Source organism: Pseudomonas sp. C321 (assembly GCF_055407105.1).
This window is the reverse complement of record NZ_JBUZRB010000004.1, coordinates 405,501-426,903: the sequence shown is the minus strand read 5'-3', so window position 1 is coordinate 426,903 and position 21,403 is coordinate 405,501. Positions and strand designations below refer to the sequence as shown.

Below are 21,403 nucleotides of genomic sequence, written 5' to 3'. Positions count from 1 at the left end.
TCCTGCACGATCAACCGCGCTCGCGGGGGATCAGGCTCTGCAACTGCAAGGCCAGGAAGTTGGCATCGAAGGCGAAGGTGTCCGGGTCTTTCAGGCCGTTGGTTTTCTTCCACAGCCAGTCGTTTTTACCCGGCAGCAGCACCAGGGAAATGCTGCCGTATCGAGCGGCGGTCAAGCCCATCACTGATAGGGAAATCAGGCCGCCAGCGCCCATCACATCCGGCACGAACTCCACCGGTTTGCCGGCGATGTGGATGGTCAGCTTCTCGGTCTTGAAGGTCGAGACTTCGGCGAGAACGGCCGGACTGAACGCCACATACGCTTCACGCTGCACTTCCAGCAAACCGACGGTTTTCACTGGCTCCAGCCACTGCTGGATCTGGTCGAACAATTCGCCGATCTTTTGCGTCCAATGGGCCGATTGCACCTCAAATTGCTGCTGCTTGTGCGCTTCGCTATCGGCGTAATGACGGAGCATTTCGCCCAGTTGCTGTACATCGTCCATTGCGGTGTTCCTTGGGTGACCCATGTTGCGAGCCTGAATCATGGCAGATGCCGGCAGAGGGCGTATGACTAAAGCGTAGCCATTGGGTAAGGTGGGTAACTCGCCCACCTGTTTCAGGAGCTTTGCATGCGTACCATTGGTCTAATCGGCGGCATGAGCTGGGAGTCCAGCGCCGAGTATTACCGGATCATCAACCAGCGCGTGCGTGATCAACTCGGCCCGCTGCGCTCGGCGCAACTGTTGATGTACAGCGTCGATTTCGGCCCCGTGGAGCAGGCCCAGCACGCCGGGCGCTGGGATGACGCCGCACTGATCCTGGAAGATGCGGCCCGCCGTCTGCAGGCCGGTGGCGCCGAGTGCATCGTGCTGTGTACCAACACCATGCATCGGGTGGCGCCGCGAATTGAGGCGGCGGTGTCGATACCGTTTCTGCATATTGCCGACGCCGCCGGTGCCGCGGCGGTGCAAGCAAACACCCTGACCGTCGGCCTGCTGGGCACCGCGTTTACCATGGAACAAGACTTTCTCAAGGCACGCCTGACTGCCCAAGGCTTGACCGTGCTAGTGCCAGACGCGCAAGACCGCCAGGCAGTGCACCGGATCATCTATGAGGAGTTGTGTGTCGGGGTGATCAGCGAGGCGTCACGCCAGGTCTATCAACAGGTGATCAAATCCCTGGCGGCTCGCGGCGCCCAGGCCATCATTCTCGGTTGCACGGAAATCGGCCTGCTGATCAAGCCCGAGCATTGCGGCCTGCCGCTACTGGACACCACCGAGCTGCATGCGCAGGCTGCGGTGGCGTTTGCCTTGGAGGACTAGGCTGACTTGCGCAGCCGCGCCATGGTCAGGGCATCGACAAAAACGCCGTCACGCAGGGCATAATCGCGCAACTGGCCTTCGGTCTCGAAGCCGAACTTGTGATACAGGCGCTGGGCGGCTTCGTTGTCGGCGTACACCGTCAGTTCCACCCGGTGCAGGTTCATCCAGTTGTCGGCCACCTCCAGCGCTGCGCCCAGTAGTTTGGAGCCTACGCCCTTGCCTTGCCAGGCCACCGCAACGCCCATGCCGAGTGAGCCAACATGGCTTTGGCGAACGCGCAAGTACTGTTCCATCCCAAGTTGGCCGATCACCTCACCGGCATGCAGCGCCACCAACTGTAGTCGCCGCTCGTTATCCATCACCAGGCGTTTGCGCCAGGCCTCGACGGACTGGTAAGGCATTTGCAGCACCTGACGGCATACGGCCGGGTCGTTGTAGAGCGCGGCGACGCCTTCAAGATGGGCTTCGGTAAAGCGCTGAATGACGATCTGGGGTTCGGGGGCGTGCATTGTGTTTCATCCTTTGAAAAACAAGTGGCCGACCAGTGTAGAGGGCATGCACACAGGAAGGCGAGCCCAACGCTGCCGTCAGTTGGAACGCTGGGCCGCCAGGCGCCACACCCGCGCAATATCCGCCGCGCGCTCACGCAACAGTCGCGGCGCGTCGCTGCAGGCTTGTTCCAGGGTCATCGGCGCGGACGGCAAGGCAAACGCCGCATCCACACCGTGGGCGTACATCTGCTCGTAGCCATCGCCCAGGGTGCCTGCGATGACGATCACAGGGACGTTGTGCTGCTGGGCGATGCGGGCCACACCAAACGGCGTTTTACCGCGCAGGGTCTGAGCGTCGAAACGGCCTTCGCCGGTGATCACCAGGTCGGCGCCGCGCACGGCAGCTTCCAGGCCTACCAGTTCGGCGACCACTTCAACGCCTGCACGAAACTGCGCGCCGAGGAAGGCCTTGGCAGCGAAACCCAGGCCGCCTGCTGCGCCGCTGCCGGGTTCGTCGCGTACATCCTTGGGCAGGACCTGGGCGCAGTGATCGGCAAAGTGGCCGAGGGCTTTGTCCAACTGTTCGACTTGCTGGGGATTGGCGCCTTTTTGCGGGCCGAAAATTGCCGAAGCGCCGTGAGGACCGCACAGGGGATTGTTGACGTCGGCGGCGATTTCGAAGCGTACCTGGGCCAGGCGCGGGTCCAGTTGCTCCAGGTCGATATGCGCCAACTTCGCCAGCGCCAGGCCGCCACGGGCCAGAAGCTCGCCGCTGGCATCACGCAGTTGCACACCGAGCGCCTGCATCGCCCCGGCGCCACCATCATTGGTGGCGCTGCCGCCAATCGCCAGAATGATGCGTTGGGCTCCGGCATCCAGGGCGGCACGGATCAATTCGCCGGTGCCAAAGGTGCTGCTGGAACAGGCATCGCGCTTGCCCGGGGCTACCAGTTGCAAGCCGCTGGCCTCGGCCATTTCGATAATTGCGGTGTGGCTTGCGGCCAACCAGCCCCAACGTGCCTCTACAGTGCCACCCAACGGACCTTGCACCCGATTGCTACGCAACTCACCCTCGCAGGCCGCAAGCACCGACTCCACTGTGCCTTCACCGCCATCCGCCATCGGGCATTTGATCAACTGCGCGTCAGGCCAGACCTGTGCCAGACCTTGGGCAATGGCCTCGGCAACGCCTTCGGCACTCAGGCTGTCCTTGAATGAGTCGGGTGCGATGATGATCTTCATGGGCTTTCTCCGGTGTGTATGACGCCCATGCTGCCAGTTGACACCGGCAATAACGCCGGTCCTTTGCACAAGTTCCGGTGAGGTTTGTTGTTCATTTCTACAAAACCGCTCCTACACAGGCTGGGGGAGCAGCTGTACGCCCAGGTACAACGCCAGCATTCCATCCAGAGTCAACGGATCGACGTCACTCAGCTCGGCGATGCGCTCCATGCGGTAGCGCAGGCTGTTGCGGTGAATGCCCAGGGCATCGGCGCAGGCCTGGCTCTGGCCATCGTGTTCGCACCAACTGCGCAGCGTCGCCAGTAATTGGCCGTTGTTGTCCTTGGCCAGCACCTTGCGCAGGGGGTTGAGCAGTTCGTCGAGGGCATCATCGTTGCGATGGCGCCAGAGCATTACTGGCAATCGGTAGCGCGTGAGGGTCAGCAGCCTCGACTGAGGCAGCACATCACGCCCGTAGGCGAGTAGATCGCCCACCCGTCTATAACAGCGGCGCAATCCAGACAGCCCATCAGCCTGTCCGCCCACAGCAACCCGCAGGATGTTCCAGCCCAGGCCTTCAAGTTTTTCCAGCAGGCGCGGGTTGTCCACCAGCACTGACGCCGGCCGGCACCACAGCAAAGAGAACTGCGCTGAGCTGACGCACCAGCTGTCCGGGTAGCGCGACGCCAGCCAGGCGCTCAAGGCATCGGCCGTCTGCCCAGGGCCCAGCTCAAACAAATACGGCGTGCGGGCCAGTTGCGGCTTGAGACCCAGTTGCTGCGCTTCGTCCACCAGGCGCGGCGAGTCGCCGCGCTCGGCCAGCAACAGGGCGAGCAAATCATCACAACGCTGGCGCCGCCATTGCTGCTCGGCCTGCTGGTGGCGCTGGCTGACCAGCATTTCGGCGGTCATGCGCACCAGTTCGGCGTAGGTGCGCAACAGCTCCGGTTCGCCGGTGATGCCCAGCACGCCGATCAAGCGCTGATCGTGCAGCAGCGGCAGGTTGATCCCCGGCTGCACGCCCTTGAGGTGCTTGGCGGTCTGCCCGTCGATCTCCACCACCCGACCGTTGGCCAGCACCAGTTGTGCGCCTTCATGGCGGGTGTTGATGCGCTCCGGTTCGCCGCTGCCGAGGATCAGGCCCTGGCTGTCCATGACGTTGACGTTATAGGGCAAAATGGCCATCGTCCGATCGACAATATCTTGCGCCAGGTCATGATCCAGTTCGAACATGGGGCTAAATTCCTTGGAAAGCGGTTTCTTTGAGCGGTTGTTCAAAGGCACAGCGCAAACGATTAATTGCTGTGCGCGGGCACAAAGACACCCACAGTGGGGTGGCCGACACTCTGGGGGCGATCAACGTTACCCCCGCATTGCAAAAAATCATAATAAAGAGAGAACGCCATGTCACAGAGCGCCACCGTTACCCTGGCCAACGATGACGACAAAAACGCCGTCTACAAGCGCATCACCCTGCGCCTGATCCCCTTCATTTTCATCTGCTACCTGTTCAATTACCTGGACCGCGTCAACGTCGGCTTTGCCAAGCTGCAGATGCTCGACGCCTTGAAGTTCAGCGAGACGGTATACGGCCTCGGCGCCGGGATCTTCTTTATCGGCTACGTGCTGTGCGGCGTGCCGAGCAACCTGGCGTTGACCAAGTTTGGTCCACGGCGCTGGATTGCGCTGATGATGATCATCTGGGGTACCCTGTCGACGTGCCTGCTGTTCGTCACGACACCCACTCACTTCTACACCCTGCGCCTGCTTACCGGTGCCGCCGAAGCCGGGTTCTTCCCAGGCGTGGTGCTGTACCTCTCGCAGTGGTTCCCAACCTTCCGCCGTGGGCGGATCATGGCGCTGTTCATGTCGGCGATCCCGGTCTCCGGCCTGCTGGGCGGCCCGTTTTCCGGCTGGATCCTCAACCACTTCGCCGTCGGCCAAGGCGGGCTTGCCGGCTGGCAGTGGATGTTCCTGCTGCAAGGTATTCCAACGATCATCCTCGGCGCCCTGGCGTATTTCCTGCTCAGCGACAGCTTTGCCAACGCCAAGTGGCTCACCCCACATGAGCGCTCGGTGCTGGAAGCCGACCACGCGACGGACTTGGCCAACAAACCGAAAACCACCAGCGACTCCCTACTGGAAGTATTCAAGAACCCAGCGATCTGGGCGTTTGGCCTGATTTACTTCTGCATCCAGAGCGGCGTATACGCCATCAACTTCTGGCTGCCGTCGATCATCAAGAACATGGGATTCTCGGATAACCTGGTAATTGGCTGGCTCAGTGCGATCCCTTACCTCCTGGCCGCCGTCTTCATGTTGCTGGTAGGCCGTTCCGCCGACCTGCGCAAAGAGCGGCGCTGGCATCTTGTAGTACCGATGCTGATGGGTGCCATCGGCCTGATAATCGCGGTGAACTTCGCCACCACGCCGGCCATCGCCATCCTCGGCCTGACCATCGCCACCATGGGCGCCCTCACCGGCTTGCCGATGTTCTGGCCGGTACCGACGGCCATGCTCAGTGCTGGCGCCGCAGCCGGTGGTTTGGCGTTGATCAACTCCATGGGGCAGATGGCGGGCTTCCTCAGCCCGTATTTGGTCGGGTTTGTGAAGGACGCCACCGGGTCTACCGATATGGCGCTGTATCTGCTGGCGGCGGTGATCGTGACAGGTAGTGTGTTGGCGTTGCGGATGACGCGCACGCTGAAGGTGTAACGCGCTCGGTGCGGACTTGCTCGCAAATGAAGGTTTACGTGGACACAGGCGCTGGGCTTGTTCCAGAGCCTCGCTCTCTGGTATTGCATAGCCCACGTCATCCCTTATGAGGAGTTCACCATGATTTACCGCACACTGGGCCAGTCCGGGCTCAAGGTCAGCGCGCTGACCCTGGGCAGTATGATGTTTGGCGAGCAGACCAGCGCCGAGGACTCCTTGCGCATCATCGACAAGGCCTGGGATCAGGGTCTCAATTTCATCGACACCGCCGACGTCTATACCGGTGGGCGTTCCGAAGAAATCGTCGGTGAAGCCATTGCCCGTCATCGCCAGGATTGGGTGGTGGCGTCCAAGGTTGGCTTCGGCCCGGCTGACGGCCCGCCCAACCGCAGCGGCTTGAGCCGCAAGCGAATGTTCAATGCCCTGGAGGCCAGCCTCAACCGCCTCGACACTGATTACCTGGACATCTACTACCTGCACCGCGAAGACCACAACACCCCACTGGAGGTAACGGTGTCGGCCATTGGCGACTTGATCCGCGAGGGCAAGATCCGCTATTGGGGCCTGTCCAACTATCGGGGCTGGCGTATCGCCGAGGTGATCCGCGTGGCCGAGCGCCTGGGGGTGGACAAGCCTGTCATCAGCCAGCCGCTGTACAACATCGTCAATCGCCAGGCCGAGGTGGAACAGATTACTGCTGCGCAAGCCTACGGCCTTGGCGTTGTTCCCTACAGCCCATTGGCTCGTGGCGTGCTGAGCGGCAAGTACGCGCCGGATGTCACACCCGACATCGGCAGCCGTGCCGGGCGCCAGGACAAGCGCATCCTGGAAACCGAATGGCGGGTCGAGTCCCTGCGCATTGCTCAGCAGATCCAGCAGTACACCCAGGGGCGGGGTGTCGGGATTGTCGAGTTTGCGATTGCCTGGGTACTGAACAACACGGCGGTCAGCTCGGCCATTGTCGGGCCGCGCACCGAGGCGCAGTGGGATGCCTATACCCAGGCGCTGGCGGTGAAGATCAGTGCCGAGGATGAGGCGTTCATTGATTCGCTGGTGACGCCAGGGCATGCCTCGACGCCAGGGTTCAATGATGTGGGGCATTTTGTGTCGGGGCGGATTGCTCATCCTTGATGAGCACCCTAAACCCCGTGGGAGCTGTATTGTCAGTTAATCGAGCGGCACGTCCAGGCTCACCTTCACCCGGTCCATCACCACGATGCTGCGAAACCATTTGATGTTGCGGTTCTCATAGAACAACTGTCGCGCCAGGGTTTCGTAGGCCTTCATGGTCTCCACCACAACCACCAGCATGAAGTCGGCGTCGCCAGTGACGTAATAGCACTGCTGCACTTGAGGGATCGACATCTGCGCCTTGAGCACGTCGAGGTCTTCAATGTGGGTTCGTTCGGCATGCACCTCCACCAGAATGGTGATGGGCTTGCCCGCCGCCTCCTGATTCACCACTGCCGTATTGGCAGTGATCGCCCCGCTCTGCTCCATGCGTTTGATCCGCCGTTGCACCGCAGCGGTAGACAGGCTGACCTGCTCGCCAATCACCCGCAGCGCCGTGGTGTTGTCATGTTGCAGGTGCTTGAGGATCGCCAGGTCGAAGGCATCGAGGGGCGGTTGTGGGTTGACGGGCATCAGGGCAGACCTTGAGGTGAGAAAATTTCTCATAAGATGCCGTAAAACAGAGCAAACGTCTCACAGCAAAAGCAATATATTCCCACCTTGATTTCCCCCTCTCTTGTATGAATCGTCTTCGCGAGGACAGCGTGTCTAAAGGTGTTGCTCTATCGGTATTGGCCTCGGTGTTGTTTGCCGTGATGTATTACTTCACATCCTTGCTCACACCCTTGAGTGGCCTTGAGATTTTTGGTTGGCGGATGCTGCTGACGGTGCCGTGCATGACCGTGTTCATGGCGGTCAGCGGCGAGTGGCGACGGGTGCTGGAGTTGGTCCGACTGCTGGCGGGCAAACCTCGGCTGATCGGAGGGATTTTGTTGTCTTCGGTGTTGCTTGGGGTGCAGCTGTGGCTGTTCATGTGGGCGCCGCTCAACGGCCGCAGCCTCGATGTGTCCCTCGGTTACTTCCTGCTGCCGTTGACCATGGTCCTGACCGGTCGCCTGGTGTATGGCGAACGGCTGTCACGCCTGCAACAGATTGCGGTATTTTTTGCCGCCGCAGGCGTACTCAACGAACTGTACCAGGTGGGTGGTTTTTCCTGGGCGACACTGTTGGTGATCATTGGTTACCCAACCTACTTTGTTCTCCGTAAACGGCTGGCTACCGACCATTTGGGCGGGCTGTGGCTCGATATGGCGCTGATGCTGCCGGTGGCGCTGTGGTTTGTGCAAAGCGGCGAACAGGGCTTTGCGGTGCTGGATACCCACAAGGGGCTATACGCGTTGATTCCCATGCTGGGGCTGATCAGTGCAGCAGCGCTGGTGAGCTATATCATTGCCAGCCGCTTGTTGGCGTTCAGCCTGTTCGGATTGCTCAGTTATGTGGAACCGGTGCTGTTGCTGGGGGTGGCCCTGTTACTGGGGGAAAGCATCGGGCCGGGGGAATGGTTGACGTATATCCCGATCTGGCTGGCGGTGGTGGTGCTGGTGTTTGAAGGGTTCAAGCATTTAGTGCGACAACGCAAAGCCTGATAACAGGCAAAACAAAGCCCGGCCGAGGGAGTCCTCGACCGGGCTTTTTTACAGCCTTGTCATCGATCAGTCAGCGGTCAATACACCACGACGCACCTGATCACGCTCGATGGATTCGAACAGTGCCTTGAAGTTGCCTTCACCGAACCCGTCATCACCCTTGCGCTGGATAAATTCGAAGAACACCGGCCCCATCAGGGTTTCCGAGAAGATTTGCAGCAGCAGGCGCCTGTCGCCTGCAACCGACGAACCGTCCAGCAGGATGCCCCGCGCTTGCAGTTGATCCACGGGTTCGCCGTGGTTCGGCAGGCGACCTTCGAGCATTTCGTAGTAGGTCTGCGGCGGCGCGGTCATGAAGCGCATACCGATCTTCTTCAACTGATCCCAGGTCTTGACCAGGTCGTCAGTGAGGAAGGCCACGTGCTGGATGCCTTCGCCGTTGAACTGCATCAGGAACTCTTCGATCTGCCCGGCACCCTTGGACGATTCTTCGTTGAGCGGGATGCGGATCATGCCATCCGGGGCGCTCATGGCCTTGGAGGTCAGGCCGGTGTACTCACCCTTGATATCGAAGTAGCGAGCTTCACGGAAGTTGAACAGCTTCTCGTAGAAGTTGGCCCAGTAGGCCATGCGCCCGCGATAGACGTTGTGGGTCAGGTGATCGATGACTTTCAGGCCGGCGCCCGGTGGGTTGCGATCAACGCCTTCCAGGTAGACGAAGTCGATGTCATAGATCGAACTGCCCTCGCCGAAACGGTCAATCAGGTACAGCGGCGCACCACCAATGCCTTTGATGGCCGGCAGGTTCAATTCCATCGGGCCGGTTTCGATATGGATCGGCTGGGCGCCAAGTTCCAGGGCGCGTGCGTAGGCCTGTTGGGCGTTCTTGACCCGGAACGCCATGCCGCACACCGACGGGCCATGCTCGGTGGCAAAGTAGGAGGCGACGCTGTTGGGTTCGTTATTGAGGATCAGATTGATCTCGCCCTGACGGTACAGGTGCACGTTTTTCGAACGGTGGGTCGCGACTTTGGAAAAGCCCATGATCTCGAAGATCGGCTCAAGGGTGCCAGGGGTCGGCGATGCGAATTCGATGAATTCAAAGCCCATCAGGCCCATTGGGTTTTCGTATAAATCTGCCATGGTTTGGCGCCTCATCATCTTCTTAGAATTAACGGATATCGTTAGTTGCCAGCAAGGATGAGGGCGGCAGGTGGTGCACAGGAGATGCCCCGCACGCTGCGGGCGAGGAAGTCACCATAGATGAGTGGGGACCCGAGTAGCTTCATGGTTGGATCATTCTCTTACGGGCGTCTCTGGCGGACGAGGCTTGCGTGAATGCAAGCGCTTATTCTTGTATGCGTAAACCGATTCTACACAGCGTAACCAAGTTTGTCCGTATTCCCTATCAAAACCCTATGCCCTGGCAGGTGCAAGGGGTTTATTGCACAGATAAATCCCCACCAGGATCACTGCGCCTCCCAGATACATTGGCGCAGTCAGTTGTTCCCCCAGCAACAGCGCACCACAAATCACTGCCGTCAGCGGATTAAGGGCAATAAACACCCCAGAGCGGGTGGCGCCGATGCGCCGGATGCCATCGTAGTAACCAATGTAGGCCAGGGCCGATCCCAACACGCCGAGGTACAGCAGGCTCAGCAGTTGTGGCAGATGAATGGCGCCCAGCGCTTCAACCGTCAGCCTGCCCGTCACAAGGGTGGTGGTTGCAAGCATCAGCGTTCCCAACAGGATCGACCAGGTCACGGTCTGCAACGGGCCCAGGCTCTGGTTAAGCCCGCGGGAAAACAGCGAGTAAACGCCCCAGCCCAGCACACAGCCGAAAATCAGCAAGTCACCGATCCAGGCATTGGCCGTGCCCTGCAACAATTGCGGGTTGCGACTGACGATCACCACACCCGCCCCGCCCAGGCACAACGCGATGCCCAGCCATTTGAACCGGCCCAGGCGCTCCTTGAACAGCAGCCAGGAAGCCAGGCCGATCACCGCCGGGTTCAGGGCGACGATCAGTGAGGCGCGGGAGGCGTTGATAAATTGCAACCCATAAAAGAAACACAGGTTGTAAAAGAAGATCCCGAAAAACCCCAGGGCTGTCAGTTGCACCATTTGCCGGGGAGTCGGACACGCCAGCGCGATTCGGGCAAAGGCCATGAACAGCAGCAAGGCCAGGCTCGCCAGCACAAAGCGCAGACTGGCCGCCAACAAAGGGTCCAGGTCGGCGGCGAGAAAGCGCCCGGCGACAAACGTGCCGCCCCAGATCATGGTGACGACGGCCAGTTTCAGGTAAGTGCCACGGTCGGACGTCAAGGCAAGGGTTTGGCTGGTCATAAGGTTCCTGAGGATTAAACGGGGTGTTTGACGTATTCTTTGCCTAATGTCTGATCATCGTAAAATGAGTAAACACTCATGACCCTCACCCAGTTGGAAATCTTCTCCCTGGTGGCCGAGCTGCAAGGTTTCACCAGCGCTGCCAATCGCCTGGGCATCAGCCAATCGGCGGTGTCCCATGCGATCAAGTCACTGGAGCAGGAGCTGGGGGTGGAGTTAATCCGCCGACATCAGTCCCAGGTCGAACTCAGCGACATTGGCCAACAACTGCTGTTGCGTGCCCGCGCCATGCTCGGACTGGCCCACACCCTGCAACAGGAGGCCGCCGATGCCCGCGGCATGAAAAGCGGGACGTTGCGCATTGGTTCCTTCGGACCCACTTCGTCCATTCGCTTACTGCCGAAGATCCTGGGCGAATATCGACGGTTGCATCCGGGAATCGAAGTGCATGTCGACGAAGGACCGGATCGACACGTCATGCAGTGGCTTGAGGAGCGGCGGATTGATGTGGGGTTTGTGGTATTACCTGAAGAGCGCTTCGACACGTTCCCGCTGATCGAGGATCAACTGGTGGCTCTGCTGCCTGTCGACCATCCGCTTGGAGGGCACTCCAGCATCAGCCTTCGGGCCTTGTGCGACGACCCGTTTATCCTGACCGAAGCTGGTTCTTCGCAACTGGTATCTCGCTTGTTCGTCGGCGCCGGACTCAAGCCGGATATCCGCTACCGCTGCTCGCAGTTGCTCAGCACCCTGGACACCGTGCGCCGGGGCGACGGCGTGACCCTGGTCGCCGAGCTGTCGCTGCCAGACACCCCGAAGCCGGGCTACCTGAAAAAGCCCCTCGAGCCGGCAGTCAAGCGACAGATCGGGCTGGCGGTGCTGGATCAACGGCAGTCGTCACCGGCGACGCTGGCGTTTATCCGGCTGGCCACACGTATCAATACTGACTGAGCAGGCGCAGATGCCCGGCGCCATCTATCATGGCCATTACCCACACTCTTTTTTGCACGGTTACTGTTGTCCCGCCCGCCTTTGAGAGCCCTATCGCCGCTACCCGCTACAGGTCCGCGCCAATGCCACTGACCGTCAAAGGCCCACGAAAAAGCACCACCCGCCACCTGATCAGCCTGCTCAGTGGTGTGTTGCCAATTGTGTTCGGCGTAGTGATCCTGTATTTGCAGGCCGAGCGCACGCTGGAACAAAGCACCGCCGAAACAGCAGGGGAAGCAGTGCGCCAGTTCGACCTGATGCTCGACAACACCGCCCTCGCCGCCCAGGATCTACTGCCGCTGGCCGGCCATGAATGTGACAACCAGACGCAGTTGGCCCTGCGCGAACAGGTCACCCGCCGCCCCTTCGTGCGCGCTACCACCTTGTCGTGGCAAAAGAGCATTTATTGCAGCTCATTGTTCGGCGGCAATTACGTGTCACTGGTCAATCCGGACGACTACGTCAACGGCCGCCTGTGGTTGATGAATGGCAATCCGGTGACACCCGACACGGCGTTGCTGGTATACCGGCTCACGCAAGGCGATCAGGGCGCCTTTGCCTCCATCGACGGCTACCACCTGACGAACGCTTTGCGCCTGATCAGCCGCTACACGGACCTGGTGCTGCAGGTCGGGCCCAACTGGCTGGCGTCCGACGGAAAAGTCCATGACACAGCGCCCCCGGTGTTTGCCGTGGCCCATCATCAACTTGACTCCAAACGGTACGCCTACAGCATCGAAGCCGGCATGTCCGAAGGTGAGGTGTGGCGCTACATGGAGGCCCGATATCCGGCGCTGTTCAGCCTGGTGGTGTTCTTCGGCGTACTGGCGGGCATCCTCGCGCACTGGTTGCAAAAGCGTTCATCCCCCCCTACCCGCGAGCTGCAACGAGCGTTGGGAGCCAACGAGTTTGTGCCTTACTTCCAGCCGGTCGTTCGCGGCGATACACGCCAATGGGCAGGCTGTGAAGTACTGATGCGCTGGAAGCACCCCAAGGAAGGCCTGGTGCGTCCTGACCTGTTTATCCCCTTGGCCGAACATTCGGGGCTAATCGTCCCAATGACCCGTGCATTGATGCGCCAGACCGCCGCGCAGTTGGCGCCCCACGCCGATTCATTGATTGCCGGCTTCCATGTGGGCATCAACATCACCGCCAGCCATTGCCACGACCTGGAGTTGGTAGAGGACTGCCGGGGATTTCTCGCTGCCTTCCCTCCGGGCCAGGTCACGCTAGTGCTGGAGTTGACCGAACGGGAGCTGATCGAGCCCACCGACATCACTCACCAACTGTTCGAAGCCCTGCACAACCTGGGGGTCATGATCGCCATTGACGACTTCGGTACCGGCCATTCCAGCCTGGGTTATTTGCGCAATTTCAACGTCGACTACTTGAAGATCGACCAAAGCTTTGTGGCGATGATCGGGGTCGATGCACTATCGCGGCATATACTCGACAGCATCATTGAACTGTCCGCCAAGCTTGAGCTGGGCATCGTCGCCGAAGGGGTCGAAACAGACGAGCAATGCCAGTATCTTGCAGCGCAGGGTGTGGTTTTTTTGCAGGGTTATCTGTTTGGGCGACCCATGCCGTGTGCTGAGTTTATTCAAAGCCTGCACAGCCATTGATAGCCATCTACCCTCTGAATGAAATATCGTTATTTATACAAACGTCATGATTTACTCTTAACGAATTAACTACTACAATTTTTCCTGCCTGTGCAAAACTGGCAGGAAGGTCACTTTCGTTGAGTCGCCTTAAGGCTCTTGGCTTATAGCCTTGTATGCAGTTGGTATCAGCCAAATACACTATTGGAGTATAGATTTTGTCCAGACTCGCCGAATTTCGCGCAGCAGAAAAAGCCCTTCAAGAGCAGCTCGCCCAGCTGGAATCCCTGAAGAACGACGCCGGCCTGAAGAAAGAAATCGAATTCGAAGAAAAGCTTCAAGGCCTGATGAAAACCTACGGCAAGAGCCTGCGTGACATCATCGCCATCCTTGATCCAAGCCCGGGCAAATCTGGTATTAAAGTGGCGACCGCACCAAAACAGCGCCGCGCACGCGTGGTCAAGGTCTATCACAACCCGCACACCGGCGAGTTGATTGAGACCAAAGGCGGCAACCACCGCGGCCTGAAGGCCTGGAAAGAACAGTACGGCGCAGCCACTGTAGATTCCTGGCTTCGCGGCTAATACAAAGGTACTAACGAAAGCCCTGCATCTGCAGGGCCTTTTTTGTTTTGGGGTACTCGCTTTCGAAGAAGTACCGTTGCCTGGCGCTTTCGATAATCAACTTTAAAAAACATTTCATTTTGTAAAAATACCAATAACACCACTCACCAGCAACGCCACGATATAGCCACTAAGTTGCACCCACAGGCCATCATCGGAAAAATCTGACGCTCTAGTCTGAGGGATCAAAGTTTCAGGCTGTCACGCACAGAGTTGACTTCATCCTTGCTCGCGGCATAAGCCTCGGCCTGCCCTGCGTATGAAAGAACATAAGCCTTATCGGTATCAACAGCCCCCACCAATGTTTGCGACAACACATGCCGGCCGTTTTCGGTGATGACGCAGGTAGTTTCCAGAGCCTCAAAACGACTTAATGTTGTCGGATGAATCTTGCTGCAGACGCTTTGATAACCCGTGCGAGCGAAATCCTTCTGGATGGTCTTGCGCATCTCCAGCAGCACACCCTGTAAATTGACTTTATGCCCGGCCGCAATGGGGGTGCCCGTCAATTCCATGACCATTAGCGTCGTACCGTTTTCATCGTTTTTTATCGCACGCTGACGGGAAACCGTCGAGGGCTGGGTAGGCGCTTCATCGTCGGGCACGACCTCTTCCACCTGCCAGCCAGCGGGCCAGTGAATTTGCGGGTCGGCAGCCGACACAGCAGTGCTGCCGAGCAACAGGCACAGGATACTCAACAGCGATTTGCGGAATCGGGTCATTGTGAAAAACACTCGCGGGCCAAGAGACAAAGTTTGAGCCCCTGCGCACGCTAGCCGCAAGGCCCGCGCGACCTTTTTCATTTGGCGCGGCAGACGGGGCCTGCGTATCATGGACCCGCTGCACGGACGCCTGGCAACCGCACGCCAAGGGACCGCTCATGTCTTGAGTCGCGTTTGCCCCATTTTTTCTGGAGGGCCCATGAGCCTGCACGAACTGAACACCTTCCCGGGCGTCACCGCCCAACCGGACACCGCCACCTCGAACTTCGTGTTCAATCACACCATGCTGCGGGTCAAGGACATCACCAAGTCGCTGGACTTCTACACCCGCGTCCTAGGCTTCTCCCTGGTGGAAAAACGCGATTTCCCGGAGGCTGAATTCAGCCTGTACTTCCTGGCCCTGGTGGAGAAATCCCAGATCCCCGCCGACGCCGCCGAACGCACCCAGTGGATGAAGTCGATTCCGGGCATTCTCGAACTGACCCACAACCACGGCACTGAAAACGATGCCGACTTCGCCTATCACAACGGCAACACCGACCCGCGCGGCTTTGGCCATATCTGCATCTCGGTGCCGGACATCGTAGCTGCATGCGAGCGCTTCGAAGCGCTGGGCTGCGACTTCCAGAAGCGCCTGACTGACGGCCGTATGAAAAGCCTGGCGTTCATCAAGGACCCGGATGCGTACTGGGTCGAAATCATCCAGCCCGCGCCGATGTAAATACTGCCGGCCATAAAAAACCCCATGATTGCTCATGGGGTTTTTTGTTTTCAGGCCAGCCGTTATTCCGGAGCAGAACTGCGAATCAGGTAATCGAAAGCGCTCAGGGACGCTTTGGCGCCCTCGCCTACCGCAATCACAATCTGCTTGTACGGCACGGTGGTGACGTCGCCGGCAGCAAATATGCCAGGCAGTGAAGTCTCGCCACGGGCATCGACAATGATCTCGCCACGGGGCGATAGTTCGACGGTGCCCTTGAGCCAGTCGGTATTGGGCAGCAAGCCGATCTGTACAAAGATACCTTCCAGGTCGACGGTCTTGAAGTCGCCGGAGTTGCGGTCCTTGTACACCAGGCCGGTGACTTTCTGGCCATCACCTTTGACTTCACTGGTCAGCGCGCTGGTGATCACGTCAACGTTGGGAAGGCTGTACAGCTTGCGCTGCAATACCGCATCAGCGCGCAGCTTGCTGTCGAATTCCAGCAGGGTGACGTGGCTGACGATACCCGCCAGGTCAATCGCCGCCTCAACGCCGGAGTTACCGCCGCCAATCACGGCAACACGTTTGCCTTTGAACAGCGGGCCATCACAGTGCGGGCAGAAGCACACACCTTTGGCCTTGTATTGTTGCTCGCCCGGCACGCCCATTTCACGCCACCTTGCGCCGGTCGCCAGGATCACGGTCTTGGATTTGAGGCTGGCACCGTTTTCGAAACGAATTTCGTGCAACTCACCGGCATTCTTCGCCGGAATCAGCGCGCTGGCACGTTGCAGGTTCATGATGTCGACGTCGTACTGCTTGACGTGTTCTTCCAGGGCACTGGCCAGCTTCGGCCCTTCGGTTTCCTGGACCGAGATGAAGTTCTCGATGGCCATAGTGTCCAGCACCTGACCGCCGAAACGCTCGGCGGCAACACCGGTACGAATACCCTTACGAGCGGCGTAGATCGCCGCCGCCGCACCGGCTGGACCACCGCCGACCACCAGTACGTCAAAGGCGGCCTTGGCGCTGATTTTTTCGGCCTGTTTTTCGATGCCACTGGTGTCGAGCTTGGCGAGGATTTCTTCCAGGCCCATGCGGCCCTGGCCGAAGTTCACACCATTCAAGTAGACGCTCGGCACAGCCATGACCTGACGATCATCGACTTCGGCCTGGAACAGCGCGCCGTCGATAGCAACGTGACGGATGTTCGGGTTAAGCACGGCCATCAGGTTCAGTGCCTGGACCACGTCCGGGCAGTTCTGACACGACAGCGAGAAGTAAGTCTCGAAGCTGAACTCGCCTTTCAGGGCGCGGATCTGTTCAATCACTTCGACACTGGCTTTCGAAGGGTGGCCGCCGACTTGCAGCAGTGCCAACACCAACGAAGTGAATTCATGGCCCATGGGGATGCCGGCAAAACGCAGGCTGATATTGGCTCCCGGGCGGTTGATGGAGAACGATGGCTTACGCGCGTCGGTACCATCGCTGTGCAGGGTAATCAGCGTCGAGAGGCTGCTGACATCCTGCAACAAGGCAAGCATTTCCTGGGATTTCGCACCGTCGTCGAGGGAGGCGATGATCTCGATCGGCTGGGTGACCCGCTCCAGGTATGACTTCAACTGAGCTTTAAGATTGGCGTCCAACATACGGGCGATTTCCTGTTAATTCATTTAATACGGTCGAAAAAAAACGCCCGAGCGAATCTCGCCCGGGCGTTTTTGAGGGCGGTGCAGCTTACTTAGGTGCGGTAAAACCCGCCCTGTAGCGTGTCACAGGCTTAGATCTTGCCGACCAGGTCCAGGGACGGAGCCAAAGTGGCCTCGCCTTCTTTCCACTTGGCTGGGCAGACTTCACCTGGGTGAGCAGCGACGTACTGAGCGGCCTTGATTTTGCGCAGCAGCTCGGAAGCGTCACGGCCAACGCCGCCGTCGTTCAGTTCAACGATTTTGATCTGACCTTCCGGGTTGATCACAAAAGTGCCGCGATCCGCCAGGCCAGCTTCTTCAATCAGTACGTCGAAGTTGCGGGAGATGATCTGGGTTGGGTCACCGATCATGGTGTACTGGATTTTGCCGATGGCTGGCGAAGTGTTGTGCCAGGCAGCGTGGGCAAAATGGGTGTCGGTGGACACGCTGTAGATTTCGACGCCCAGTTTCTGGAATTCGGCGTAGTTGTCAGCCAGATCTTCCAGTTCGGTTGGGCAAACGAAGGTGAAGTCGGCTGGGTAGAAAAATACGACAGACCACTTGCCTTTCAGGTCAGCGTCCGACACGTCTACGAAGTTGCCGTTTTTGTAAGCAGTGGCTTTAAACGGTTTTACTTGGCTGTTGATGATAGGCATCGTTGACTCTCCGTCAGGGGTTAAAAGTTGATGAGGTGAATCCTACCCAGTCTCGCGACCGATGGCTCATTGGCAAACCTGATGTTGACGATTGGTTTTCGCTATCAACGAACTGTATTAATAGAAGAAATCTCAAATCAGCTTGTCATTGGTCACGGTCATACCGAGAAAAGGCGTTGCTTCAACATAGCGCATGGCCGATTTCATGTCCTTCCAGCCGACGTAACTCATCAACGACTTCAAATCCCAGCCACTGCGATGGGCCCATGTGGCAAAGCCGCGTCGCAGCGAGTGGCTGGTGTACTGCTCGGCGGCAATCCCTGCGCGCTCCAGAGCCTGGCGCAATAACGGGATCACGCTGTTGGGGTGCAAGCCCTCCTCGCTCAAGTTGCCCCAGCGATCGATGCCGCGAAACACCGGGCCACGTACCAGGGCCGACGCGCTGAGCCATTCGCTGTAGGCCTGGACTGGGCACAAGCGCAGCAAGGCTGGGGTCTGGTAGGTCCTGCCGAGGTTTTCCCGGTCGCTTTTGCTGCGGGGCAAATACAGGCTGATCCCCGAGCCGGGCACCGCCTGCACGTGCTCGATAGTGACTCGGCACAGTTCATCACTACGAAAGCCACGCCAGAAACCCAGCAGGATCAGGGCCGCATCGCGCTTGGCGCGCAGCCATCCAGGCTGATCATCAACGCTTCTTGCCTCATTGCCTTCGCGTTCAAGCCACCCAATGACCTGTTCCAGATGCTGGAGCTGCAGGGGTTGCGCCTGTTTTTCCTGGGCTGGGTGCAAGGCGCGAATGCCCTTCAACACCTTGCGCACTACCGGGGCCTTGGTCGGATCGGGAAACCCCTGGCTGGCGTGCCATTGCGCCAAGGCAGAAAGACGCAGCTTCAGGGTGTTGACCGACAACACGCCAGCGTACGCCACCAGATAACGCGCCACGCTGTCGCTGGTGGCCGGCAGGAAGCCACCCCAGCTCACTTCAAAGTGTTCGATGGCCGCGCGGTAGCTGCGACGGGTGTTGTCGCGGGTGGCCGCGTTTAGATAGCGATCCAGTTCGCTCACGGCGAAGACCTTATGTGTACGGCCATTGGGCGAGAACCCTTCAAAAATGCTTATGACACGGGATAATACGCCAATATCCCAGCTGTTAAATCACCAATTTAAATGAATATTTTATCGTGATACAGTATGTATATACATACCACGTAACACAGTACGAAATCGACGGAGACTCCATGGCTCGTGGTGGCATTAACAAAGCAGTCGTTCAAACGGCCCGCCTGGCGATCATCGCCCGCGGCGAAAACCCCAGCATCGACGCGGTACGCATCGAAATGGGCAATACCGGTTCGAAAACCACGATTCACCGCTATTTGAAAGAACTGGACGAAAGCGACTCACGGCAAACCATTACCCAGGCGCCTATCGATGACGAGCTGGCAGAGCTGGTGGCGAAGCTGGCCCAGCGCCTCAAGGACAAAGCCCAGGAACCCATTGATAACGCCCTGGCGCAATTTGAGCAGCAGAAGAGCGCCCTGCTCGCCCAGCTTGAAGAACTGGGACTGACTCACGGGCAACTCAAGCAGCAGTTCGATATACAAGCCGCAGCACTGGCCGATGAAAGCGCCAAACTGCAGAGCACCTGCTCCAGCCTGCAGACCGAACAAACCCGTAATGCCGGCCTGAGCCAGGCCTGCAGTGATTACGAACTACGTATCAACGACAAGGACGAGCAGGTTCGCTCACTGGAAGAAAAGCACCTGCATGCGCGGGATGCCCTGGAGCATTACCGCAACGCGATCAAGGACCAGCGCGAGCAGGAGCAGCGGCGCCATGAGGGTCAGTTGCAGCAGGTGCAGGCAGAACTGCGCCAGGCGCAGCAGAGCGCAATGGTGCGCCAGGACGAGATTACCCAATTGCACCGCGATAACGAGCGACTGCTGATTGAGCATCGAGTTACCGTCAAGGAGCTGGGCGCACTGCAAGAGCAGTCCCGCAAAGACCGCGAGCAACAGCGCCAACTGAGCGAACAGGTCAGTCTGATCGACAGCGCACGCACGCTTCTGCAGGAACGCCTGCGGGTCGCCCTGCTGGAAACTCAGTCACGCCAGGAGGCCCTGGCCGAACACCAGCAGATCAACAAGACCCTGGAACTGAATCTGGCCAAAGCCCAGGCCAGTATCGAAACGTTGCGCCTGGCGGCCGTCGTTGCAACGGCGCCAGAGGCAACTGCCAAGGACTGATTAACCAGCCACAGGCGTGCGCATGGTGACGAACTCTTCCGCAGCCGTCGGGTGCACGCCGATGGTTTCATCGAAGTGCTGCTTGGTCGCACCCGCCTTGAGGGCGATCGCCAAACCCTGGACAATCTCGCCGGCATCCGGCCCGACCATGTGGCAACCCAGGACCTTGTCGGTCTCGGCGTCCACCACCAGCTTCATCAACGTACGTTCCTGGCAGTCGGTCAGGGTCAGCTTCATCGGCCGGAAACGGCTTTCGAAGATCTGCACCTTGTGACCGTCAGCCTTTGCCTGCTCTTCGCTCAAGCCGACAGTACCGATATTCGGCAAGCTGAACACCGCCGTCGGAATCATCGCGTAATCCACCGGGCGATACTGCTCAGGCTTGAACAGGCGGCGAGCCACAGCCATGCCTTCAGCCAATGCTACAGGCGTCAGTTGCACACGCCCGATGACATCGCCAATGGCCAGGATCGACGATTCGGCAGTCTGGTACAGATCATCGACTTCAACGAAACCGCGCTTGTCCAGCTTGACCTTGGTGTTTTCCAACCCCAGGTTGTCGAGCATCGGCCGCCGGCCGGTGGCGTAGAACACGCAATCAGCCTCCAGCACGCGACCATCTTTCAAGGTGGCCTTGAGACTGCCATCTGCCTGCTTGTCGATGCGCTCGATATCAGCATTAAATTGCAAGTCCAGACCGCGCTTGGTCAGCTCTTCCTGCAAATGCTTGCGTACCGCGCCATCAAAACCGCGCAGAAACAGGTCGCCGCGATACAGCAAGGTAGTCTGGGCACCCAGGCCATGAAAAATCCCGGCGAACTCCACCGCGATGTAACCACCGCCCACCACCAGCACGCGTTTGGGCAGTTCTTTAAGGAAGAACGCCTCATTGGAGCCAATGGCGTGCTCGCTCCCCGGGATTTCCGGGATCTGCGGCCAGCCACCGGTGGCAATCAGAATATGTTTGGCGGTGAAGCGCTCACCGTTGATTTCCACCTGATGCGGGTCCACCAGCCGCGCATGCCCCTCATGCAAGGTCACGCCACTGTTGACCAGCAGGTTGCGATAAATGCCATTGAGGCGATTGATCTCGCGATCCTTATTGGCAATCAAGGTCGCCCAATCAAAATTCGCCTCCCCAAGGGACCAGCCGAAGCCACTGGCTTGCTCGAAGTCTTCGGCGAAGTGCGCGCCATACACCAGCAGTTTTTTTGGCACGCAACCAACGTTGACACAGGTGCCGCCCAAGTAGCGGCTTTCCGCCACGGCCACCTTGGCTCCAAACCCTGCAGCAAACCGCGCAGCCCGCACACCGCCGGAACCGGCGCCAATTACATAAAGATCAAAATCGTAGGCCATTTCACTCTCCTCGGCAGGTCATCAGCATACCTGCTGCCATTCACTAGGCAATACATGACCC

The 21,403-nt window shown here is 59.0% G+C and carries 21 protein-coding genes; 9 read left to right on the top strand and 12 right to left on the bottom strand.

All coding sequences use genetic code 11. The features are described 5' to 3' along the window. Positions 1 to 10: 10 nt before the first annotated feature. Entirely contained in the window at positions 11 to 505 is a 495-nt protein-coding gene (locus ACZRJ6_RS14790) for a hypothetical protein (protein ID WP_149414639.1), read from the bottom strand. 126 nt (positions 506 to 631) lie between these two features. Between ACZRJ6_RS14790 and ACZRJ6_RS14785 the strand changes: the two genes are divergently transcribed. Next, entirely contained in the window at positions 632 to 1,324 is a 693-nt protein-coding gene (locus ACZRJ6_RS14785) for an aspartate/glutamate racemase family protein (protein ID WP_463968582.1), read from the top strand. Here ACZRJ6_RS14785 and ACZRJ6_RS14780 read toward each other — a convergent pair. The 3 genes from ACZRJ6_RS14780 to ACZRJ6_RS14770 all read right to left on the bottom strand — a co-directional run bounded on the left by ACZRJ6_RS14780 (position 1,321) and on the right by ACZRJ6_RS14770 (position 4,269). Beyond that, positions 1,321 to 1,833 (bottom strand): GNAT family N-acetyltransferase, encoded by a 513-nt coding sequence (locus tag ACZRJ6_RS14780; protein ID WP_463968583.1) that lies wholly within the window; start codon positions 1,831 to 1,833, stop codon positions 1,321 to 1,323. The two genes, ACZRJ6_RS14785 and ACZRJ6_RS14780, sit on opposite strands and share 4 nt — an antisense overlap. Before the next feature lie 78 nt (positions 1,834 to 1,911). Further along, a complete protein-coding gene (locus ACZRJ6_RS14775) occupies positions 1,912 to 3,057 on the bottom strand; it encodes a glycerate kinase (RefSeq protein ID WP_133102658.1) in 1,146 nt (381 codons plus the stop codon). 111 nt (positions 3,058 to 3,168) lie between these two features. After that, positions 3,169 to 4,269 (bottom strand): sugar diacid recognition domain-containing protein, encoded by a 1,101-nt coding sequence (locus ACZRJ6_RS14770; RefSeq protein ID WP_463968584.1) that lies wholly within the window; start codon positions 4,267 to 4,269, stop codon positions 3,169 to 3,171. 171 nt (positions 4,270 to 4,440) lie between these two features. Between ACZRJ6_RS14770 and ACZRJ6_RS14765 the strand changes: the two genes are divergently transcribed. After that, the gene (locus ACZRJ6_RS14765) at positions 4,441 to 5,751 is read left to right on the top strand and encodes an MFS transporter (protein ID WP_463968585.1); all 1,311 of its coding nucleotides are present in this window, start codon (positions 4,441 to 4,443) and stop codon (positions 5,749 to 5,751) included. A 120-nt stretch (positions 5,752 to 5,871) separates the two neighbouring features. Beyond that, a complete protein-coding gene (locus ACZRJ6_RS14760; protein WP_463968586.1) occupies positions 5,872 to 6,882 on the top strand; it encodes an aldo/keto reductase in 1,011 nt (336 codons plus the stop codon). Positions 6,883 to 6,918: 36 nt separating this feature from the next. Here ACZRJ6_RS14760 and ACZRJ6_RS14755 read toward each other — a convergent pair whose 3' ends face one another. Next, positions 6,919 to 7,395, bottom strand: a complete 477-nt coding sequence (locus tag ACZRJ6_RS14755) for an Lrp/AsnC family transcriptional regulator (protein WP_463968587.1) — start codon at positions 7,393 to 7,395, stop codon at positions 6,919 to 6,921. Positions 7,396 to 7,526: 131 nt separating this feature from the next. Here ACZRJ6_RS14755 and rarD point away from each other — a divergent pair, with 131 nt between their 5' ends. Beyond that, complete coding sequence (rarD, locus tag ACZRJ6_RS14750; RefSeq protein ID WP_463968588.1) at positions 7,527 to 8,408, top strand: EamA family transporter RarD; 882 nt, start codon at positions 7,527 to 7,529, stop codon at positions 8,406 to 8,408. A gap of 66 nt (positions 8,409 to 8,474) precedes the next feature. On the opposite strand, the gene hppD is transcribed toward rarD, so the two are convergent. Together hppD and ACZRJ6_RS14740 are read right to left on the bottom strand one after the other, a co-directional pair. After that, positions 8,475 to 9,551: a 4-hydroxyphenylpyruvate dioxygenase gene (hppD, locus tag ACZRJ6_RS14745; RefSeq protein WP_149414648.1), complete on the bottom strand. Its 1,077-nt coding sequence runs from the start codon at positions 9,549 to 9,551 to the stop codon at positions 8,475 to 8,477. Positions 9,552 to 9,824: 273 nt separating this feature from the next. Beyond that, positions 9,825 to 10,754, bottom strand: coding sequence for a DMT family transporter (locus ACZRJ6_RS14740; protein WP_463968589.1), 930 nt, complete (start codon positions 10,752 to 10,754; stop codon positions 9,825 to 9,827). Between the two features lie 78 nt (positions 10,755 to 10,832). On the opposite strand from ACZRJ6_RS14740, the gene ACZRJ6_RS14735 reads away from it, so the two are divergent. The 3 genes from ACZRJ6_RS14735 (at position 10,833) to ACZRJ6_RS14725 (ending at position 13,932) form a co-directional block, all read left to right on the top strand. Continuing rightward, positions 10,833 to 11,705, top strand: a complete 873-nt coding sequence (locus ACZRJ6_RS14735) for a LysR family transcriptional regulator (protein WP_463968590.1) — start codon at positions 10,833 to 10,835, stop codon at positions 11,703 to 11,705. A 122-nt stretch (positions 11,706 to 11,827) separates the two neighbouring features. Next, a complete protein-coding gene (locus ACZRJ6_RS14730) occupies positions 11,828 to 13,369 on the top strand; it encodes an EAL domain-containing protein (RefSeq protein ID WP_463968591.1) in 1,542 nt (513 codons plus the stop codon). Between the two features lie 197 nt (positions 13,370 to 13,566). Continuing rightward, positions 13,567 to 13,932: a histone-like nucleoid-structuring protein, MvaT/MvaU family gene (locus tag ACZRJ6_RS14725; protein WP_463968592.1), complete on the top strand. Its 366-nt coding sequence runs from the start codon at positions 13,567 to 13,569 to the stop codon at positions 13,930 to 13,932. A 224-nt stretch (positions 13,933 to 14,156) separates the two neighbouring features. Here the strand turns inward: ACZRJ6_RS14725 and ACZRJ6_RS14720 are convergent, their stop codons facing one another. Further along, a complete protein-coding gene (locus ACZRJ6_RS14720) occupies positions 14,157 to 14,693 on the bottom strand; it encodes a DUF4946 domain-containing protein (protein WP_463968872.1) in 537 nt (178 codons plus the stop codon). 199 nt (positions 14,694 to 14,892) lie between these two features. Between ACZRJ6_RS14720 and gloA the strand changes: the two genes are divergently transcribed. Continuing rightward, positions 14,893 to 15,414: a lactoylglutathione lyase gene (gene gloA / locus ACZRJ6_RS14715; RefSeq protein ID WP_463968593.1), complete on the top strand. Its 522-nt coding sequence runs from the start codon at positions 14,893 to 14,895 to the stop codon at positions 15,412 to 15,414. A 62-nt stretch (positions 15,415 to 15,476) separates the two neighbouring features. Here gloA and ahpF read toward each other — a convergent pair whose 3' ends face one another. From ahpF to ACZRJ6_RS14700, 3 genes are all read right to left on the bottom strand, one after another. Then, on the bottom strand, positions 15,477 to 17,042 hold the full coding sequence (ahpF, locus tag ACZRJ6_RS14710; protein ID WP_463968594.1) for an alkyl hydroperoxide reductase subunit F: 1,566 nt from the start codon (positions 17,040 to 17,042) through the stop codon (positions 15,477 to 15,479). 131 nt (positions 17,043 to 17,173) lie between these two features. Continuing rightward, positions 17,174 to 17,737, bottom strand: coding sequence for an alkyl hydroperoxide reductase subunit C (gene ahpC, locus ACZRJ6_RS14705; RefSeq protein WP_463968595.1), 564 nt, complete (start codon positions 17,735 to 17,737; stop codon positions 17,174 to 17,176). Between the two features lie 132 nt (positions 17,738 to 17,869). Next, on the bottom strand, positions 17,870 to 18,802 hold the full coding sequence (locus tag ACZRJ6_RS14700) for a site-specific integrase (RefSeq protein WP_463968596.1): 933 nt from the start codon (positions 18,800 to 18,802) through the stop codon (positions 17,870 to 17,872). A 173-nt stretch (positions 18,803 to 18,975) separates the two neighbouring features. Here ACZRJ6_RS14700 and ACZRJ6_RS14695 point away from each other — a divergent pair, with 173 nt between their 5' ends. Next, on the top strand, positions 18,976 to 19,983 hold the full coding sequence (locus ACZRJ6_RS14695) for a DNA-binding protein (RefSeq protein ID WP_463968597.1): 1,008 nt from the start codon (positions 18,976 to 18,978) through the stop codon (positions 19,981 to 19,983). On the opposite strand, the gene gorA is transcribed toward ACZRJ6_RS14695, so the two are convergent. Continuing rightward, complete coding sequence (gene gorA, locus ACZRJ6_RS14690; protein WP_463968598.1) at positions 19,984 to 21,342, bottom strand: glutathione-disulfide reductase; 1,359 nt, start codon at positions 21,340 to 21,342, stop codon at positions 19,984 to 19,986. Positions 21,343 to 21,403: the final 61 nt, after the last annotated feature.

What these genes read in the sequence shown, in the direction of transcription:
- ACZRJ6_RS14765 (WP_463968585.1), top strand. Translation starts at nt 4,441, where the DNA reads ATGTCACAGAGCGCCACCGTTACCCTGGCCAACGATGACGACAAAAAC.
- ACZRJ6_RS14740 (WP_463968589.1), bottom strand. Translation starts at nt 10,754, where the DNA reads ATGACCAGCCAAACCCTTGCCTTGACGTCCGACCGTGGCACTTACCTG.
- ACZRJ6_RS14760 (WP_463968586.1), top strand. Translation starts at nt 5,872, where the DNA reads ATGATTTACCGCACACTGGGCCAGTCCGGGCTCAAGGTCAGCGCGCTG.
- hppD (WP_149414648.1), bottom strand. Translation starts at nt 9,551, where the DNA reads ATGGCAGATTTATACGAAAACCCAATGGGCCTGATGGGCTTTGAATTC.
- ahpF (WP_463968594.1), bottom strand. Translation starts at nt 17,042, where the DNA reads ATGTTGGACGCCAATCTTAAAGCTCAGTTGAAGTCATACCTGGAGCGG.
- ACZRJ6_RS14770 (WP_463968584.1), bottom strand. Translation starts at nt 4,269, where the DNA reads ATGTTCGAACTGGATCATGACCTGGCGCAAGATATTGTCGATCGGACG.
- ACZRJ6_RS14785 (WP_463968582.1), top strand. Translation starts at nt 632, where the DNA reads ATGCGTACCATTGGTCTAATCGGCGGCATGAGCTGGGAGTCCAGCGCC.
- ACZRJ6_RS14790 (WP_149414639.1), bottom strand. Translation starts at nt 505, where the DNA reads ATGGACGATGTACAGCAACTGGGCGAAATGCTCCGTCATTACGCCGAT.
- ahpC (WP_463968595.1), bottom strand. Translation starts at nt 17,737, where the DNA reads ATGCCTATCATCAACAGCCAAGTAAAACCGTTTAAAGCCACTGCTTAC.
- gorA (WP_463968598.1), bottom strand. Translation starts at nt 21,342, where the DNA reads ATGGCCTACGATTTTGATCTTTATGTAATTGGCGCCGGTTCCGGCGGT.
- ACZRJ6_RS14730 (WP_463968591.1), top strand. Translation starts at nt 11,828, where the DNA reads ATGCCACTGACCGTCAAAGGCCCACGAAAAAGCACCACCCGCCACCTG.
- ACZRJ6_RS14780 (WP_463968583.1), bottom strand. Translation starts at nt 1,833, where the DNA reads ATGCACGCCCCCGAACCCCAGATCGTCATTCAGCGCTTTACCGAAGCC.
- ACZRJ6_RS14735 (WP_463968590.1), top strand. Translation starts at nt 10,833, where the DNA reads ATGACCCTCACCCAGTTGGAAATCTTCTCCCTGGTGGCCGAGCTGCAA.
- ACZRJ6_RS14720 (WP_463968872.1), bottom strand. Translation starts at nt 14,693, where the DNA reads ATGACCCGATTCCGCAAATCGCTGTTGAGTATCCTGTGCCTGTTGCTC.
- gloA (WP_463968593.1), top strand. Translation starts at nt 14,893, where the DNA reads ATGAGCCTGCACGAACTGAACACCTTCCCGGGCGTCACCGCCCAACCG.
- ACZRJ6_RS14695 (WP_463968597.1), top strand. Translation starts at nt 18,976, where the DNA reads ATGGCTCGTGGTGGCATTAACAAAGCAGTCGTTCAAACGGCCCGCCTG.
- ACZRJ6_RS14755 (WP_463968587.1), bottom strand. Translation starts at nt 7,395, where the DNA reads ATGCCCGTCAACCCACAACCGCCCCTCGATGCCTTCGACCTGGCGATC.
- ACZRJ6_RS14775 (WP_133102658.1), bottom strand. Translation starts at nt 3,057, where the DNA reads ATGAAGATCATCATCGCACCCGACTCATTCAAGGACAGCCTGAGTGCC.